The 16,251-nt window shown below is 58.4% G+C and carries 17 protein-coding genes; 14 read left to right on the forward strand and 3 right to left on the reverse strand.

Annotated features, from left to right (window positions below):
• Positions 1–71: 71 nt before the first annotated feature.
• Positions 72–980 (reverse strand): serine hydrolase domain-containing protein, encoded by a 909-nt coding sequence (locus tag M017_RS0100550; protein WP_155121143.1) that lies wholly within the window; start codon positions 978–980, stop codon positions 72–74.
• Between the two features lie 32 nt (positions 981–1,012).
• On the opposite strand from M017_RS0100550, the gene M017_RS0100555 reads away from it, so the two are divergent.
• The 6 genes from M017_RS0100555 to M017_RS0100580 are packed head-to-tail and all read left to right on the forward strand — an operon-like array spanning position 1,013 to position 5,800.
• On the forward strand, positions 1,013–2,122 hold the full coding sequence (locus M017_RS0100555) for an aldo/keto reductase (RefSeq protein ID WP_031494947.1): 1,110 nt from the start codon (positions 1,013–1,015) through the stop codon (positions 2,120–2,122).
• Between the two features lie 3 nt (positions 2,123–2,125).
• Complete coding sequence (locus M017_RS0100560) at positions 2,126–3,184, forward strand: RcgR family putative quorum lactone hydrolase (protein WP_031494948.1); 1,059 nt, start codon at positions 2,126–2,128, stop codon at positions 3,182–3,184.
• Positions 3,185–3,194: 10 nt separating this feature from the next.
• Positions 3,195–3,752 carry an RNA polymerase sigma factor gene (locus tag M017_RS0100565; protein ID WP_031494950.1) on the forward strand — a complete coding sequence of 186 codons (558 nt, stop codon included), beginning with the start codon at positions 3,195–3,197 and terminating at the stop codon, positions 3,750–3,752.
• Positions 3,736–4,311, forward strand: a complete 576-nt coding sequence (locus M017_RS0100570; RefSeq protein WP_031494952.1) for a hypothetical protein — start codon at positions 3,736–3,738, stop codon at positions 4,309–4,311. Before M017_RS0100565 ends, M017_RS0100570 begins: the two co-directional genes overlap by 17 nt.
• Positions 4,308–5,288: a HEAT repeat domain-containing protein gene (locus tag M017_RS0100575; RefSeq protein ID WP_031494954.1), complete on the forward strand. Its 981-nt coding sequence runs from the start codon at positions 4,308–4,310 to the stop codon at positions 5,286–5,288. Before M017_RS0100570 ends, M017_RS0100575 begins: the two co-directional genes overlap by 4 nt.
• Entirely contained in the window at positions 5,285–5,800 is a 516-nt protein-coding gene (locus tag M017_RS0100580) for a hypothetical protein (protein ID WP_031494955.1), read from the forward strand. Before M017_RS0100575 ends, M017_RS0100580 begins: the two co-directional genes overlap by 4 nt.
• On the opposite strand, the gene M017_RS0100585 is transcribed toward M017_RS0100580, so the two are convergent.
• Entirely contained in the window at positions 5,784–8,801 is a 3,018-nt protein-coding gene (locus M017_RS0100585; protein WP_031494956.1) for a non-contractile tail sheath protein, read from the reverse strand. The genes M017_RS0100580 and M017_RS0100585 overlap by 17 nt on opposite strands.
• Positions 8,802–9,107: 306 nt before the next feature.
• Here M017_RS0100585 and M017_RS0100590 point away from each other — a divergent pair, with 306 nt between their 5' ends.
• Complete coding sequence (locus M017_RS0100590) at positions 9,108–9,653, forward strand: M15 family metallopeptidase (protein ID WP_031494958.1); 546 nt, start codon at positions 9,108–9,110, stop codon at positions 9,651–9,653.
• Here the strand turns inward: M017_RS0100590 and M017_RS0100595 are convergent.
• The gene (locus M017_RS0100595) at positions 9,650–11,053 is read right to left on the reverse strand and encodes an ATP-binding protein (RefSeq protein ID WP_051669387.1); all 1,404 of its coding nucleotides are present in this window, start codon (positions 11,051–11,053) and stop codon (positions 9,650–9,652) included. The genes M017_RS0100590 and M017_RS0100595 overlap by 4 nt on opposite strands.
• A 67-nt stretch (positions 11,054–11,120) precedes the next feature.
• On the opposite strand from M017_RS0100595, the gene M017_RS29610 reads away from it, so the two are divergent.
• From M017_RS29610 to M017_RS0100630, 7 genes are read left to right on the forward strand one after another with little or no spacing between them, the layout of a single operon-like run.
• Positions 11,121–11,594, forward strand: a complete 474-nt coding sequence (locus M017_RS29610; RefSeq protein WP_031494962.1) for a gluconate 2-dehydrogenase subunit 3 family protein — start codon at positions 11,121–11,123, stop codon at positions 11,592–11,594.
• Entirely contained in the window at positions 11,591–12,127 is a 537-nt protein-coding gene (locus M017_RS30055; RefSeq protein WP_031494963.1) for an FAD-dependent monooxygenase, read from the forward strand. The genes M017_RS29610 and M017_RS30055 overlap by 4 nt, the downstream gene beginning before the upstream one ends.
• The gene (locus M017_RS0100610; protein WP_238325955.1) at positions 12,019–13,182 is read left to right on the forward strand and encodes a GMC oxidoreductase; all 1,164 of its coding nucleotides are present in this window, start codon (positions 12,019–12,021) and stop codon (positions 13,180–13,182) included. Before M017_RS30055 ends, M017_RS0100610 begins: the two co-directional genes overlap by 109 nt.
• Positions 13,170–13,985 carry a YihY/virulence factor BrkB family protein gene (locus M017_RS0100615; RefSeq protein WP_051669388.1) on the forward strand — a complete coding sequence of 272 codons (816 nt, stop codon included), beginning with the start codon at positions 13,170–13,172 and terminating at the stop codon, positions 13,983–13,985. Before M017_RS0100610 ends, M017_RS0100615 begins: the two co-directional genes overlap by 13 nt.
• Before the next feature lie 21 nt (positions 13,986–14,006).
• Positions 14,007–14,390: a DoxX family protein gene (locus M017_RS0100620; RefSeq protein WP_031494967.1), complete on the forward strand. Its 384-nt coding sequence runs from the start codon at positions 14,007–14,009 to the stop codon at positions 14,388–14,390.
• A gap of 7 nt (positions 14,391–14,397) precedes the next feature.
• Entirely contained in the window at positions 14,398–15,807 is a 1,410-nt protein-coding gene (locus M017_RS0100625; protein ID WP_031494969.1) for a Gfo/Idh/MocA family protein, read from the forward strand.
• A 2-nt stretch (positions 15,808–15,809) separates the two neighbouring features.
• Positions 15,810–16,241, forward strand: a complete 432-nt coding sequence (locus M017_RS0100630; protein ID WP_031494971.1) for an NfeD family protein — start codon at positions 15,810–15,812, stop codon at positions 16,239–16,241.
• The last annotated feature ends 10 nt before the right edge of the window (positions 16,242–16,251 follow it).

Below are 16,251 nucleotides of genomic sequence, written 5' to 3' on the forward strand. Positions count from 1 at the left end.
TAGAGGACGCTCAGAATCTTATCGATGATCTGATGGCCGACATTCGGACCATTTGTCAGGATGACCGCGCCCTACTTGCGCTTCGGGTGAAAGAAGGCAAAGGTCTTCACATCGCTGTCCGCAGCGGTATGATCGACGATGATCTCCTCATTGATCTTGACGACATGCCAACCGAGGCCAAAGCCGCTGGCTACGCTGCAACGCTTCGGGTCTTTCGCTGCTTTGCAAAGCACCGAAGACATCTCGCGCGTCGTCTGATTGCGGGTGATCTTCCATCTCTCCGGGTCGCGCCGCATCGCCTCGATCAGGAACTTCGCATAATCGCAACGGTGGAGCGAAGCAGATCCGCCGCGGACCACTTCGTACGCGATTCGTCCTCCACCGGCTTCGCCTGTCTGTCCTTCCACCATTCCCGAGGCGTATACGAAGTCTCGTGCATCCCGATGGGCTCGAACACATACTGCTGGACGCTTCTCCGCAAAGTGCGCCGCATAATCAAAACCCTCGCCAGAGTATCCAAACGCAGTGCCTGGCTGCCATTGGAACTGCAACTTGTTCTTGGTTTGGTAACGCCAGTTCGGAAAGGCGCTTTGGTGAGACAGGCAAAGGCGCGTCGTCAGCAATTCATGCCAGTGGTTGTCCTTCACATCCTCATCCACCCAATAGGGAGAGATAGGTTCGTCCAGTGATAATCTGCCCGCCGCTGCCAGACGCAGCAACAGTTCGGCTGTAATGGGTTTCGTCAGGGAAGCAACGTTGTAAAGTGTCCGTGCATTCGCTGGCGGCCCGCCCGGCACCTGGTCTCCATAAAACGCAGTCCACACCAGCTTGCCATCCTCAATCCATCCAATCCCAACACCCGTCACTTGGAAGGCCTTGAGCCAAACCGGCATTCTTTCGTTCAATCGACTCGGCTGTGCCAGACACGCCATCGAGATCAGGAGCATCAGGAAGATCCGCAGAACTCCTAGACAGGGCACCTGCCTTCCGGTTAGCCAGCTAAACTGAAAGAATGAGACGTCGCGACCTGCTCTTGTCTGCGCTGGCCCTGAAGGCCAGTCCAGCAACTGCCCAAACCAAGGGTGAGTGGCGCAACCAGCAATCCGGCATGGCCTACCGGCAGCTGGGCCGCACCGGCTACATGGTGAGCGAGATCGTGATGGGCGGCAACACCATCTCTCCGAAAAACTACGATCATGTGCTCGCCGCGATCGACATGGGGCTCAATTATCTGGACACCGCGCCCGCCTACGGGGGCGGCCAAAGTGAGCTTGGTTACGCCGAGGTCCTGAAGATCCGCAAGCGCGACCAGTTCTTCCTGAACTCCAAAGTCTCGCTCTGGGATATCAATCGCAACCGCCTCTATCAGGACATCTACAAGAGCCTCGACGACACCGAACAGAAGCGCCTGCGCCATCTGGCGCTCGATGAGATTGCCCGCCGCAAGGCGGACGCGCCCGACTACTTCATCAATTACTTCAACGGCCAGCGCGATGAACTCGACCAGGCCTCGCTCGCCAATGTCATGGCCGCGCAGTATGGCAGCAAGATCGATCGTGCAAAAAATTACCGGCAGCTCATCCTTGATAGCGTCGACCAGTCGCTGCAGACTCTCGGCACCGATCACCTCGATCTGCTGATGTGCCCGCACGGCGCCAATACACCTTACGAAATTCAGAATCACCCGGAGATCTTCGAGGCTTTCGAGACCTTGAAGAAGGCTGGCAAGGCCCGTCATCTCGGCCTGTCCTCGCACACAGACCCCGGCGGCGTTCTCGAAGCCGCCGCCAAAACGAAAATGTATTCGGTGGCGATGGTCGCCTACAATATGGTGAACTCGCCCTACGTCAGTGGCGCAATCGCCGCGGCCAAGCAGTCCGGCATGGGCATCATCTCAATGAAGAGCGCCCGGCCCTTCAATTTCCGAGCCCCGCGCGAAACGCCCGCAGCGCAGATGAACCAGTTGCACGCCGCGGTTCCCGGCGATTTGAAGCCGATGATGAAGGCTTATCTCTGGAATCTGCGCAACCCGAATCTCACCGCCGCCATCTCCGAGATGGCCACAATGGAACACGTCAAAGACAACGTGCCGCTTGCCGGCGCGAAGGAGAAGGCAGCTTAAAGGATGTTGAAGGCGAAGTATGAACGGTGGCTCGATCGCTGGGAGACCGATCTGGCTACCCGGTCCACCGACCGCGTGGTGCGCCCCTTTGAATGGGGTACGGAATGGCTCACCGATCTGAATCTGCCGGGTCTCCGGGCCTACGATGGACAGAACCCCGAAGCCTGGATCCGCGAAGTGAACCAGGCTGCGATCAAGAACGGCAGCGACTTCTTCCAGCACACAACGCCGAAAGATTTCACGCTCGACGGCGAATGGCTGCGCTTCACCTCTCCGGTGGATTCGCCCTATCCCGAAAACAATCTCGTCGAAGCCCGCTGGTTCCCGATGCCTGAGGGCAAAGAGAACCGCCGCAAGCGCGCCGTCATCGTCTTACCGCACTGGAACTCGCACGCCGAACAGCATGTCGCCCTCTGCCAGGGCTTCCAGAAGCTCGGCATCCCTGCCCTGCGCCTGAGTCTGCCCTATCATGACCGCCGCATGCCGCCGCCGCTCACCCGCGCCGACTACGCCGTGTCTTCCAATATCGGACGCACCATCCACGCCACGCGCCAGGCCGTTCTCGACATCCGCGCCTGCGTCGATTGGCTCGAACAAAGTGGCATTGAGCACATCGGCATCGTCGGCACCAGTCTCGGCTCCTGTTACTCCTTCCTCGCTAGCGCCTACGACAAGCGGCTGAAGGTCAATGTCTTCAACCATTGCTCGGCCCGCTTCGGCGACGTCGTCTGGACTGGCCTTTCCACGCGCCACATCAAGAAGAGTCTCGAGGAGAATCTCAGCCTCGAACGCCTCCAGGGTGTCTGGGACGTCATGAGTCCCCGCTTCTATATGGCGCAGTTTGCCAAGCAGCAAGAGAAGAAAAACCTCTTTATTTACACCACCTACGACACCACCTTCTTGCCGCGTTACTCGGAAGAGATCCTCGCCGACGTCAAGAGCCACGGCGCACCGCATAAATTGGTCATCCTTCCCTGCGGTCATTACACGATGGGCGAGACGCCCTTCAAGTTCATCGTCGGCTATCACATCATTTCTCACATTGCTCGAAAATTAGGCTAACCGCGTCCCCATGCGTCAGTCTATTGGACAGATGCAGGGGACTGACGCCGAGATCATCGGTCTGATCCGCAATGGCGACAAGAGTGCCTACAAGGTGCTCGTGGATCGTCACAGCCGGATGATCTTCCGGGTTGCCTACCGCATCACTCGCAACGAAGGAGACAGCGAAGATGTGGTGCAAGAGAGCTTTTTACGGGCCTATCGAAATTTGGAACGCTTTGACGAGCGAGCCAGCTTCGGCACCTGGCTCCAACGCATCGCAACCAACTGCTCGCTCGATCTGGTCCGCAAACGCAAGCACACGGCAGACACTGGCGGCGAGGTTCCGGACTACGCCGACGCGGCCCCCAAGCCCGACCGGCTCCTCGAAAGCAGCCGCATGCGCGAGCAACTGGAGCGCGGCATGCAAACCCTGAGTGAGCAGGAGCGCGAAGCCTTTTTGATGCGCCACATCGAAGGGCAATCGATTCCCGAAATCAGCGACAAACTGGCGATCGGCATCAGTGCTGCCAAGCATAGTGTCTTTCGTGCAGTGGAGAAATTGAGGCGTTATGCAGCAGGACGATGAAGAGTTGATCATCCCTGAGCCCGATGCCGCGTTCGAAGATCGCATCTGGGCCCGGGTCTCCCGGCAGATCGATCAGGAAGCGAAGAAAAGCTGGAACTGGAAGTGGTTTGCCGTGCCCGTGCTGGCAACAGCGGCGCTCGCCATTGCCTTCTTCGCCGGACGGGTCAGCAAAGACCCCGACGGCATCACCGCCATTGCCTATCTGCCGCAGGAAAAGATGCTGCGCGCCGCCACCGTCGAGCACCTCGATCGCAGCAAGATGGTGCTGATCGAAACCACCAACAGCATCGGCCACAAACTGCCACGGGGCCGGGCCGAAGAACTCATTGCCAACAATCGCCTGCTCCGCCGCAGCGCGGTGCAGGCAGGACAAATCCAAACAGCGGAACTGCTCGAAGAACTCGAACGAATCCTCGTCGAGATCGCTCGCAGCCCCGAATCCATGAACCGCGAGGAAGCCACGGCACTCCAGGCACGCATTCGTGAACAGGGTCTACTCTTTCGCGTGCGCCTTCTCGAAAACGAACAGAAACAACCCAAGGAGCTAGACGCAGAATGAAACTGCTATTGCCATTGACCCTCACCGGCGCCCTGTTGCTGGGCTACGTTGCGGACGAAAAGAATTACCAGGAAGCCCTGTCCAGAATCGATAGCCGCGATTACAACGTCGCACTTGCCAAGTTGCGCACAGAGATCAACTCGGCCACTTCCCGCGCCGACGCAGCGATGTACTGGAGCGCCTACATCAAGAACAAACTCGGCGAGCGTAACGAGGCGCTGAAGCTGCTCGCCGACATGCAGCAGAAGTTCGGCAAGAGTTCCTGGATGGACGACGCACGCGCTCTGCAGCTCGAAATCCAACAGGCCTCCGGCAAGAAGATCTCCCCTGAAGAGCAGGCCGACGAAGACCTCAAGCTGATGGCGATCCAAGGCCTCATGAATGCCGAACCCGAACGCAGCATCCCGCTCCTTGAGCAGATCTTAAATTCCCAAAAGAGTCCTCGGCTGAAGAAGCAGGCTCTCTTCGTTCTGGGCCAAAGTAGCAATAGCAAGGCGCAGGAAGTGATCGGCCGCATCGCCAAAGGCACCGGCAATCCCGAGCTGCAAAAGATGGCCATCCACAGCCTCGGTATCGGTGGCAAAAAGAATGCCCCCATCCTCGAAGACGTCTACAAAAGCTCCAGCGACCTCGCCGTCAAGAAGGAAATTCTGCACAGCTTCATGATCATGGGAGAGAAGGATCGTCTCGGCTCTCTGGCCAGGAGCGAACCCGACGAATCGCTGCGATCGCAGGCCATCCACCAGCTCGGCATCAGCGGCGGCAAGGAGTATTTGGTCCAGCTTTACGGCACGGAAACCAGTCTAAAAGTGAAGAAGCAGATCATGCACGGCCTCTTCGTCGGCGGAGCCGCCAAGGAACTCGTGCAGGTGGCCCGCTCTGAAAAAGATCCGGAGTTGAAGAAGGAAGCCTTCCGCTCGCTCAGCATGATGAACAGCAAAGAAGCGACAGACTTTATGATGGAGATCCTCAAATGAAATGGCTCCTCCTGATCACCTTCGTCGCAACAGTAAACGGTCAGGATTTGGGCGCGGCCATCGCCGCCGCGCCCCCGGAAACATGGGTCGGCTATGAGGTTCCCATGCAGTCTGGTCGTGGAACCATTTGCAGCAACTGGAATGGTAACAACAGCAGCATCCACACCTACCAATCCAAGCTGATGCTCGACGGCCCGCGTACGATGAAGATCCTCTTCAACGGCAGCAAGATGCTGCTCGCCAGTGAAGATTGCGTGATTGACACCGGCTCGCAGAAACTCATCATGCTCCCCAACATCAGCCCTGCCGCCAGCATTCACTATCTCGCCAAGCGCGAAGACGACAGCGGTATCCACGCCATCTCACTCCACAAAGACCCGCTCGCCGTCCCCACCCTGATTGCGATGATTCGCGACAGCAAGAATGCAAAACGCCAGAAGAAAGCAATGTTCTGGCTCGCGCGCTCGACAGACCCCAAGGCCGAAGAGTTCATCCTCAGCGTCCTCCGCTAAGAGTGGCAAACTTCTCCGGCTCGCGGCAATCAAGGTTATACAGATTGAAGTGGTCGAAGGCCCAGAAGTGAATCACTGGAATCCCCATGCCCTTGGCGTCCAGATACTCCTTCTGCCAGGCGCTTCCGCCGCGAAACACAGGGACCAGATAGCGTAAGGAATCCTTCGGCCACCCAAGTCCAATCGGGAACTCAATCGCCAGACGGCTCAGGTCCAGCGAACGCGACCAGGCTCCAAAGTCCAAGGCCTCCATCTTGAAGCTGTCCAGGCCACTGCCCGGCTTCATCAGGAACTCGGTAGGCAAGTTCACAAAGTAGTTCAGCGCGCCGCCCAAGTTGTGCACGCCCGCCGGAGTCGGATGATTGACGTCATAGGGATACAGCAGCTCAAACCGCGCATTGGAGTGCGCCGCTGATACATGAACCCGCAATGCCGCAATGTGGTCCCGCAAACGATCCCGCAAGAAGCTCGCATCGGCGCCATCATTTACAGTTGGCAAATCGGTCGGCTTCCGGAACACATGCAGCGGTCGCCCCAAGGTAGCCGCCGCCAACGCCGCCGTCTCCTCATCGTAAAAGCCCATCCCGCCGTCCGGGTTCTCCGCCGTCTCATTCGTAAAGAACCACCACAGAAACTCTCCAAACTGTAAGTACGGCACCAGCCCTGCCTCAGCCTGCAAGTCCGCCAACTGCAGATACACCTCCTGTTGGTAGTTGCGCATATTGCTATTGAACGCGCAATGCGTTGAACTCAAACTCGCAAAGCCCACATCGGTGATCACCTCTTGTCCGTCTGGGTATCTCGCCGCAAATCCGCTCGGTGGATGCACCAGTTCCATCGAGCAGGCCACGACCACATCCCGCGCGCGCGCCGCCGCTTCCCCGAAAAAGTCCGCATGCCAATCGCGAGCCGCCCGGTTCAGCGGTGGGCTTTGGCTCAGATCGATCTCCCATTTGCCGGGTGTGCCGCCGGTCAAAGATCCATCGAGACTCACCACGCCAGTTGAGCTGCCTCCCAACTCCAACTCCTTCGTCAACGTGAAAGAGTAGGCAGGCGTGGGAGAGCGATTCGTAATCCTCAGCGTCGCCTCGTCCACCTCCGCGTACACACCCACCAGCGTCGTGTTGATGAAAGAAGCAAAGTGTTGCGCGAGAATCTCGTTTGTCTCATTCGCAAAGACGGTCTTGCCGATCGGGCTCCCGCCAATCCACAGGATGATCTGATCCCCTTCGGCAAAGCTTCCGCTCAAAGTGACGGTTGCCGAGGGCACCATCGCCCCCACCCGTTGCCGCTGATTCCACCAAAACACGCCAACATACTCATTCATCGGGCCTGCAAAGCCAAGCTGATCGAAGATCCAGTGGATGCGCTGTGGCGGCAGTTTGTAGGTGTGGTCGGTCGAATAATCCAGCGCCGGAGAAACATGCGTCCGAACCGGCAGAGGGTCCGGAACATCGGTAGCCACCGCGGCCTCCAGAAAATCGAAATCAAAAATGGCATGATTCTCGAGCGTGAGGACCACCCGATGCCGCCCTGCCGCGACGCCACTCCGCAATTTTCGCCGTGTATAAATCGGAGCCTCGGCACTCACGGCAAGATTGTGAGTGGTCGCCTCATCCTCATCGAGACTCGCTCGCACTCTACCCCGATCGTGAAACAAGGTTGTCCCCAGATACAGATTGTGTGTTGAATTGCAGCTATAGGAAACCTCGACCTGAGCCCCGCACCTCTTCGTCCGCATCGCAAAAGCTCCCGAGTAGAACCCCTCCACCTGACGCCACTTCCTGGTGTACTTGCACCACGAAGAGTTCTCTTCGACACGCACGGAATCAAGTCCAGCCACCAACAACTGCCGCTTCGCCAAGTCCCCCGACAGATTCCAGTTCGTATAAGTCGCCTGCCACTCCGTCGCCGGCAGCACAGCCGCTTCCGCCAGCGGCGGTGCATAGGTAAACCACATCTGCCGGACGCTCCCAATGCCTAACGCCGTAAAGTCCAAACTCACGCGCCAGATTCCATCAGACGACCCGCCGCTGAACTGCCGCAACGCCTCGGTGCGCAGCCGCGGGTTCTTCGCCACCGAATACATCGAGATCGCATTGCCATCCACGCCCGGCTTTGCGCAACGCACCGTCAACGCCGCCCCGGACACCGTCGCCTCGATCGGTAGCGCAATCGCGAGCCCCGTCCAATCGACGCTATTGATCTGCCAGGCCAAGTTCGCCGCCACCGCATGCGGTCCAATCCCGTACAGCGTATGCGTCAGCAGCGAGGCGGAACTCGACACCTCGATCTCCGCCTCATTATCGATCTTCGCCCGCAGGTTCAACTGCCAGGGCGGATCGATGGTCGCCTGCAACTCCGGCGACGCGTTCACCAGCGCCGCCAGCGCGATCACAATACTGGTGGTCGTATCGCTCAGCGTTTCGGTGTACACGTAATCCGTCGTCCCAATCGTGATCCGGTGCACGGTGCCTGCTCCCGCGCCCGCAAATGCATAGGCGCACTCCACCTTCGGCACCACATAATCAAAGGCGAAGTTCTGAAACCAGAGCGTCAGGCGATCGTACTCCTTCAAGCCGTCGTCCACAATCGTGAAAACGGCCGATGCCTTCTCCGGCGTACCCGAAACCAGCGTCGCATGCTCACTCAAGCGCACCCGCCCGGTCGTATGGTCCTCACGAATGACATCGAGATAAGGCCAATCGATCGTCGCATAGCGGGGAGAATCGAGCGGCCGCAGCCCTTCATACTGCACATCGAACTGGAGGGTCAGCCCCTCAAAGTCAAAATCCGGCAGATACTTCAGCCGCGGATGTTCGTAGAAGTTGTCCGCATCGTAGAGGATGAGAACCGCAAAGTCAGCGGCATCGCGAAACACCCCGCTCACGGCAAAGGAGTTGGCCGTGGCATGGTGCATGGCGGCCGCCGCTCCAAAGGAATCAAAGCCCCGCAGGTGCATGGTGCGGTTCGGCTGCAGCTTATAGATGGTTTCGGGCATGGCGCTTTCCTTGGGTCAACAAAATCTCCGATCCCAAGCTACCCACCCGAAAAGCCGATTCCGCCCCACTCAAAACGGATCGCCCTGAAAACAAAAGAGAAATAAATCCTAAAAATCAGTGACAGCAATTCAACAAAATACAGTCACAGTATTTTTATTTTTATTTCTCCCCCATTCTCAGCAACATAGAGGCCACACACCGACAAGAGCACTCGCACAGAAAATAGCTTCAATTCTATGAGCCAGCACCCGTGTCCCACGGAGAATGTCCGGCGCTTTTAGTTCAGACGAAACGAAGCCAATCCGTTGAAAAGTACAGCCGACTCGAGAAACCTTGACGATCTGACACCCGAATTTCGATCCAAAATCGACGCGCTCCTCGCCGCCTGCGAGGCACGGGGCGTCCGGATGCAACCCTTTTTCACGATCCGTTCCCCCTTCATCCAAGCCCAACTCTGGTGCCAAAGCCGCTCCGCACCGACAATCGCCGCCGAGGCATCGAAACTCCGCGCCGCCGGCGCCCCCTGGCTGGCCAGTCTGTTACAGGCGCCCCCCAAGGCAGGTCCGCTGCTCACCAATGCGCTCCCGGGCCAGAGCTGGCACCAGTGGGGCGAAGCCGTCGATTGCTATGTCACCGGTTCCCAAAACGAAGCCATTTGGGACGCGAAGCACCCGGGGTACCGGGTCTATGCCGAAGAGGCGGTGAAACTGGGCCTTGACGCCGGAGCCAACTGGAAAACGATGAAGGACACCGTCCACGTGCAGCTCCGCCAACAAGCGTCCCCATCTTCTGCCGGAATGTCCTGGGCAGAAATCGAAGCCGCAATGATCAAACGTTTCCGTGAAGATTAGTCTTCAAACGCGTTCACGGTCGTAAAGCAACTGGCGAAAGCATGATCGAGCACTTCCTCGGTCAACACCCAGGGCAGCCGCTCGAACTTGATGTGATCCGCTGCGTGCGTGATCACATCTCGCGGGTGGCAGCGCCGCATCTTCTTCCGTCCACTGCGGTAGTACTTCGTCAAGAACTTCCCAATCAGGTTTGGACCAAATGGAATCTCGATCTTCTTACAGAACTGCTCGAAGATCTCGGCGTATTCCGCCTCGCTCGGGCTCTTCAGGTACATCTTGTACTGGATGCGGCGCAGGAAGGCTTCATCTCCCAACTGATCCGGATTCAGATTCGTCGAGAACACCAGGAAGCACTCAAACGGCACGGTGATCTTGCCACCCTGCTGAAAGTTCAAATAGTCGATGCGCCGTTCCATCGGCACAATCCAGCGGTTCAGCACTTCGGCGGGAGTCACGCGCTGCCGCCCAAAGTCATCGATCAGGTAGATGCCATTGTTCGCTTTGATCTGGAACGGGGCATCATAGATTTTGCTGGCCTTGTTGAAACTCAAATCGAGATTCTCCAGCGCCAGTTCGCCTCCGGTGGTGATGAAAGGCCGCTTGGTCCGGAAGTAGCGCTTGTCATAACTGAAGCTATCGCTCACCGCAGAAGCAAGAATCGACAGGCTATCCGTCGCCTGGTCCAGCGGCTGGTGATACAGCGGATCGTAGACCTGGATGATCTGTCCCTGGCATTCGATCGCATAGGGCAGATAGATCGGCGTCGTCTGGATATTGAACAGTGCCTCGGCCAGGAAGGTCTTTCCATTCCCAGGTTGTCCATAGATGAGGAAGCTCTTGCCGGAGTTGACGGCTGGCCCGATCTGGCTCAGAATGTCATCGCTCACCACCATGTGCCGGTAAGCCAGATTCAATGCTTCGCGATTCAGCCAGCCCGGTTCCAGACGCTGCAAGCGAACCAGCTCACAGTATTCATCCAGACTCACCGGAGCCGTGCCCGCGTAGGTATTGACCTCAAGATACTGCAGGGCGAGCTTGCGCCCCGCCTCAGAGAGGATAAAGACGCTCGACATGTTGCCCATGCCCATCGAACGCTTGGCCTGGATCAAATGGTTGCGCTTCAGGGTCTCCATCAGCGACTCGATCACGCTGTACTTGAATCCCAGCGCATTCGAGATGTCCCGCCCCAGCGCCTCGCCCTTGAAATAGAGCTGCTTCAGAATCAATTGCTCGACGGTGCTCTCAGCGATGCCCGTCTCTTCCATTGTCCCGGGCGGCGTTGGGGTCGGCAGCCCATCGCCACGTTTCTCGGGCTGAGTTCCAATTGGAATAACAAAGGGCGCAGCTTCTTGACGTTCCTCCGTCCCCAGAAACGCGTAAGACTCCAGTTCTTCACTCATGCGTAATAGGAGCTATCGGCAAAAAAATGAAAAAACCTTAGAACTTTCTCACGCTAAAGTAGCCTCATTGGAATGCACCCGTCGTGCAGCCGTTACTCTGGCACTTTCCCGTTGGACCGATGCGGAAGTGCAGGGCCAATCCGCGCCCAGCGGAATCCTCAATCGCAACGAACTCGAAACCCTGAATCGCTACGCCGCCCTCATCATCCCCGCCTCCCCGCATAGCGGCGGAGCCGCAGTTGCCGCCTCGCCCTCGCTGCAGCGCACCTGGCGCCGCGGCCTCGCCGCATGGGCTCAATCGAAAGACCACGCGGCGACACTCCACACCCTGACCGCCAACGAATTCTCCCCCAAGACCCAAGCCGACCAGTTCTTTATCCTCTTCAAGACTGCGCTCGTGAGCGCCTTTTATACCTCAGAAGAAGGCATCACCAAGGAGCTCGGATACCAGGGCCTCGCCCACCTCCACCACTTCCCCGCCCCCGATGGACAGCCCTTCGAGACACCCGCCAACGACAAACCGCTGTTGAGGTCCCGATGAAAACCTACGACGTCTGCATCATCGGCTCTGGCGCCTCCGGTGGCATGACGGCGCAGGTCCTCACCGAGGCCGGTCTCGATTGCGTGATGCTCGAAGCCGGCCCCATGCGGCCCGTCTCGCAATTCCCCATCCATCGCATCCGGCGCTGGAATCTGCCCGGCCGCGGACTCCACGGCCACTATTTTCAGGAATGGCTCAGTGAAACCGGCTTCCTCGCCGACGAAAAGAAAGAGCCCTATACGGTTGCAGGTCAAGATCACTTCGCCTTCTGGCGGGTACGCGCTGTCGGTGGCAAAAGCCTGTTCTGGGTTGGCGTCGCGCCCCGCTTTGGTCCCGAAGAATTCCAACCCCTCGACGACTACAATGCAAAATGGCCGGTCCGCTACGAGGAGATCGCGCCGTATATGACCGTGTCGAAGAGAGAATTGGCGTCTCTTCGACCGTCCAGGCAGTTGGGGCCTTCCCCCGGAACAAAGGCCTTGCGCCCTTCACGCCCAAGGCCTGCGAAGGCATCGGGCGCGGTCTCAAGGTGATTCCGATCCCCAAAGCGGTCCTCACTGCGGACCACCACGGGCGTCCCGCCTGCCACTACTGCGGCCCCTGCTGGCAGGGCTGCGATTCCGGCTCAAAGTTTGACTCGCTGCGCGTCTTCGTCCTCGCCGCGCAGAACACCGGCCGCCTCCACCTGATCCCCAACGCACGCGTGCGCCATCTTGAAGCGGGCCCCGACGGCCAGCTCAAGACCGTCCACTATTTCGGTACCGAGAAGCGCGCATGGCAGGAGCTCCGGGCCAAGGCCTTCGTGCTGTGCCCCGGCGCCATCGAGAGCGCGCACATCCTGCTCAACTCGAAGATGGCAAACTCAAGCGGCCTGGTGGGACGCTATCTCAGCGAACACCTCTATGCCAGCGTCAGCGCCCACCTCCCGCAACTGATGGGCCGCAAGATCGCCAATGAAGACGGCAGCGGCCTGTATTCCTTCATCCCCGACTGCACCAAGAACTGGCGCGGCACGAAGTTCATCCGCGGCTACCAGATCTTCCCCATGGGCGGCGCCGGTGAGTTCACGCTGGTCGGCAACCAGATCCCCGGCAATGGCACGGATTGGATGGAAGCCATTCGCAACTATTCCACAGCTGGTGTCAGCCTCATGTTCCAGGGCGAAGTGCTCCGCTACCGCGACAACCGGATTGAGCTCGATCCCGTCCTCAAAGATGACGCCGGAATTCCGGCTCCGACATACTTCTATGAGTGGCATGGCAACGAGCGCGCTATGTTCAAAGACATGATCGAAGTCGGCAACGAGATCCTCCACAAGGCAGGCGCCGAAATGCTCCCCAATCGCAATCCCCATGAATACGGCCACTCCATCCACGACGTCGGCACCGCGCGCATGGGCAAGGACCCACGCAACAGCGTAACCAACCCCTGGAACCAATCGCACGACGTCCCCAATCTGTTCGTCAATGATGGAGCCCCTTTTGTCACCGCAGGCAATCAGAACCCCACACTCACCATCCTCGCCTTCGCGCTCCGCTCCAGTGAGCGCATGGTCCGCCTGATGCAGAACAACACATGGACAGACTGAAACGTCTCTGGCCGGACATCAAGCCCACTCTTCTGTTTTGGACCGAAACCGAAGTCCATGTCTATTCGTTCAGCGTCGCCGCCAACGTGCTGCTCAGCTTCTTTCCCTTCCTGGTTGTGGCCACCAGCATCATCCGCTACGCGCTGCACTGGTTCGGCGTCGAGCAAGGCATCTATCTGGCGCTCCGTGATTATTTCCCTGGCGAAACCGGAGCCTTTATCGTTCGCAACCTGCAAGCTACCATCTACAAGCACGGCCAGGCGCTCAGCATGTTCAGCATGATCCTGCTGCTCTTCACCGCCAATGGCATCTTCATGCCGCTCGAGGTCGCGCTGAACCGGATCTGGGGCATCTCAAAGAACCGCAGCTTCCTCAAGAATCAGCTCGTCAGCCAGGGACTCATTCTCGGCTGCGGATTCCTCTGGCTGGCCACCAGCGTCGCGGCTTCGCCCGTGGTCAAAATCGGCTGGCTCAGTGCGATTGTGTACAAACTCGCCTCCCTCCCGGTGACGATCGGAATCGTCTTCCTCACCTACTGGCTCTTGCCCAACGGAAGAGTGCCGCCCTTGCTGGTCTTCATCGCCGCCATTTTTGTCGGAGTTTCGATTGAAGCGATGAAACTCCTGAACTGGCTGATCTGGCCCTGGCTCAACGAAAAGATGATGCGGGAATATGCGCCCTTTGCCCACTCCGTCACCATCATCATCTGGAGTTTCATCTTCAGCATGTTGGTTCTGGGTGGTGCGGATTGGAGTGCGCGCAAGGCGCGTGAAATGAATCTCACCGTTTCATCCATTGATTGATATCCTCGAAGCAACAGAATCATGACAAACGTACTGATTCCCAAATGGCAGATGGTCGTGGGCTGGCTCCTGACCGTAATTCCAGTTCTGATGTTGCTCGTCAGCGCCGCATTGAAGTTTATGGGTGGCACGCAGTTGGAAGAGGGCTTTGCTCACTTGGGCTGGCCGCTTTCGCTTGCAATCCCCCTCGGCGTCCTCGAACTGGCGTGTACGGCAGTCTTCCTCACTCCGCGAACCGCAATTCTGGGAGCGGTGCTCCTCACCGGCTATCTCGGTGGCGCAACGGCCACCCATGTCCGGGTTGGGGACCCCTTCATCGCGCCTGTCATCCTTGGAGCCATGCTCTGGGGAGGACTCTTCTTTCGTAGCCCCCGCATTCGTGCACTAATTCCCTTGATAGACTAGGATCATCATGAGTCAGAAGCAGGACCTGACGCGCCGTGAGGCGTCGAAAGTCGCGGTTGGAGCAGCCGCCGCGTTGAGCATCACAGGTGCTCCGTTCATCTCGAAAGTGAAAGCCGCCAATAACACCGTACAATTCGGCTTTATCGGCACCGGCAGCCGTGGGCAATACCTGCTGCAGCACTTGAAGGGATTGGATAACGGCACTTGCGTCGCCGTGTGCGACGTCTACGAGCCCAACATGCGCAAAGGCGCGGAACTGATCGGCAACAAACCGAAGCAGTTCAAGGACTATCGTGAGCTCCTCGCGGACAAGAGTGTGGACGCGGTTCTCATCGCAACCCCCTTGTACATGCACTTCCCGGTCACCAAGGACGCCCTGGACGCCGGCAAGCATGTCTTCTGCGAAAAGAGCCTGGTCTTCAAGCCAGAAGAAATCCACGCCCTCCGCGCGCTCGCCAACTCGAAGCCGAAACAGACCCTGCAGGTCGGCCTCCAGCGCCGCTATTCGAAGTTCTACCAGACCGCCAAGCAGATGATCGACAAGGGAATGCTCGGCACCGTCACTCACATCCGTGGCCAGTGGCATCGCAACACCTTTGCCAAGGACCCCTGGAACAAGCCACTCCCCAAGGACCGTACCGATAAGGACGTCAACTGGCGCAAGTACCGCGAATTCTCCGGTGGTCTCACCGCCGAACTCGCCTCGCACCAGATCGACATTGCCGACTGGATGTTCGGCTCCGGGCCGGAATACGTCGTCGGCGTCGGCGGCACCGATTACATCAAAGACGGCCGCGACATCTTCGACAACATCCAGCTCATCTTCAAGTACCCCAAGGGTCAGAAGCTGCACTACTCTTCGATCACCACCAACCGCCACTGCCCGCTGTTCAACGCAGAGCGCACCGAGTTTGGCGAGTGCATCATGGGCACCCAGGGCACCATCCACATCACCGTCGGCACGGACTCAGAGCCCGCCCTCGGCATGTGGTACATGGAACCGCCGCTCCCCAAGGTCGACGCCGCCGAAAAGAAATCGGCCACCTTCCAGGCTTCCGCTTCGCTCGCCTCCACCGGCAAGGGTGGCAAGGCACTGCCGATCCTGTTTGAGAAGGACACCGTCACCTCCAACGACAGCTTTGTCGATCGTGAAATGAAGTTCGCCCGCCAGTGGCTGTACCGCAAGGGCGTGCTCGTTCCCGAAGAAGACCGCAATCCTGTCGACATCGAACTCGAGAGCTTCTTCAACGACGTTCGCAACAACACGCGGCCCAAGGCCGATCTCGAAGTGGGTCTCCACGACTCTTCCGCGGTGATGCTCGCCAACCGCTGCATGTACGAAGAGCGCAAGGTCCTGTTCAGCGAGATCGACAATATGGGCAAGGCTGACGCAAAGGCTCCCGCGAAAAAGGCTTAGTCATGGTCACCTGGTGGATGTGGATGGTGGCGGGCTTCGCGATGCTCGCCACGGAAGCCGTCGTGCCAGGTTTCTTTTTGCTCTTCTTTGGATTCGGCGCCGTGTTCATGGGCTTCTTCCAGTTGCTCATTCCCGGCGTCGATCTCTGGATGGAGCTCCTGATTTTCTTGAGCGTGTCCAGTCTCTGGCTCGCCCTCTTTCGCAAACGTCTCATCGCCTACATGGAACGGCGAAGCCCTTCGAAAGTCGTCGATTCGATCGCCGGTGAGACGGCCACCGCACTCGAAGATATCCTCCCGCAGCAACGAGGCAAGGCAGAGCTCCGCGGCACCAGCTGGAGTGCCTTGAATCTGGGCGAAAGCGCCATCGTCAAAGCCCAGCGCTGCAAAGTAGAACGGATGGAAGGTCTCACTCTCTACGTCCGGGCCATGTAGAATTGGACCT

It is taken from the genome of Bryobacter aggregatus MPL3, assembly GCF_000702445.1.
Taxonomy (GTDB): Bacteria; Acidobacteriota; Terriglobia; order Bryobacterales; family Bryobacteraceae; genus Bryobacter; species Bryobacter aggregatus.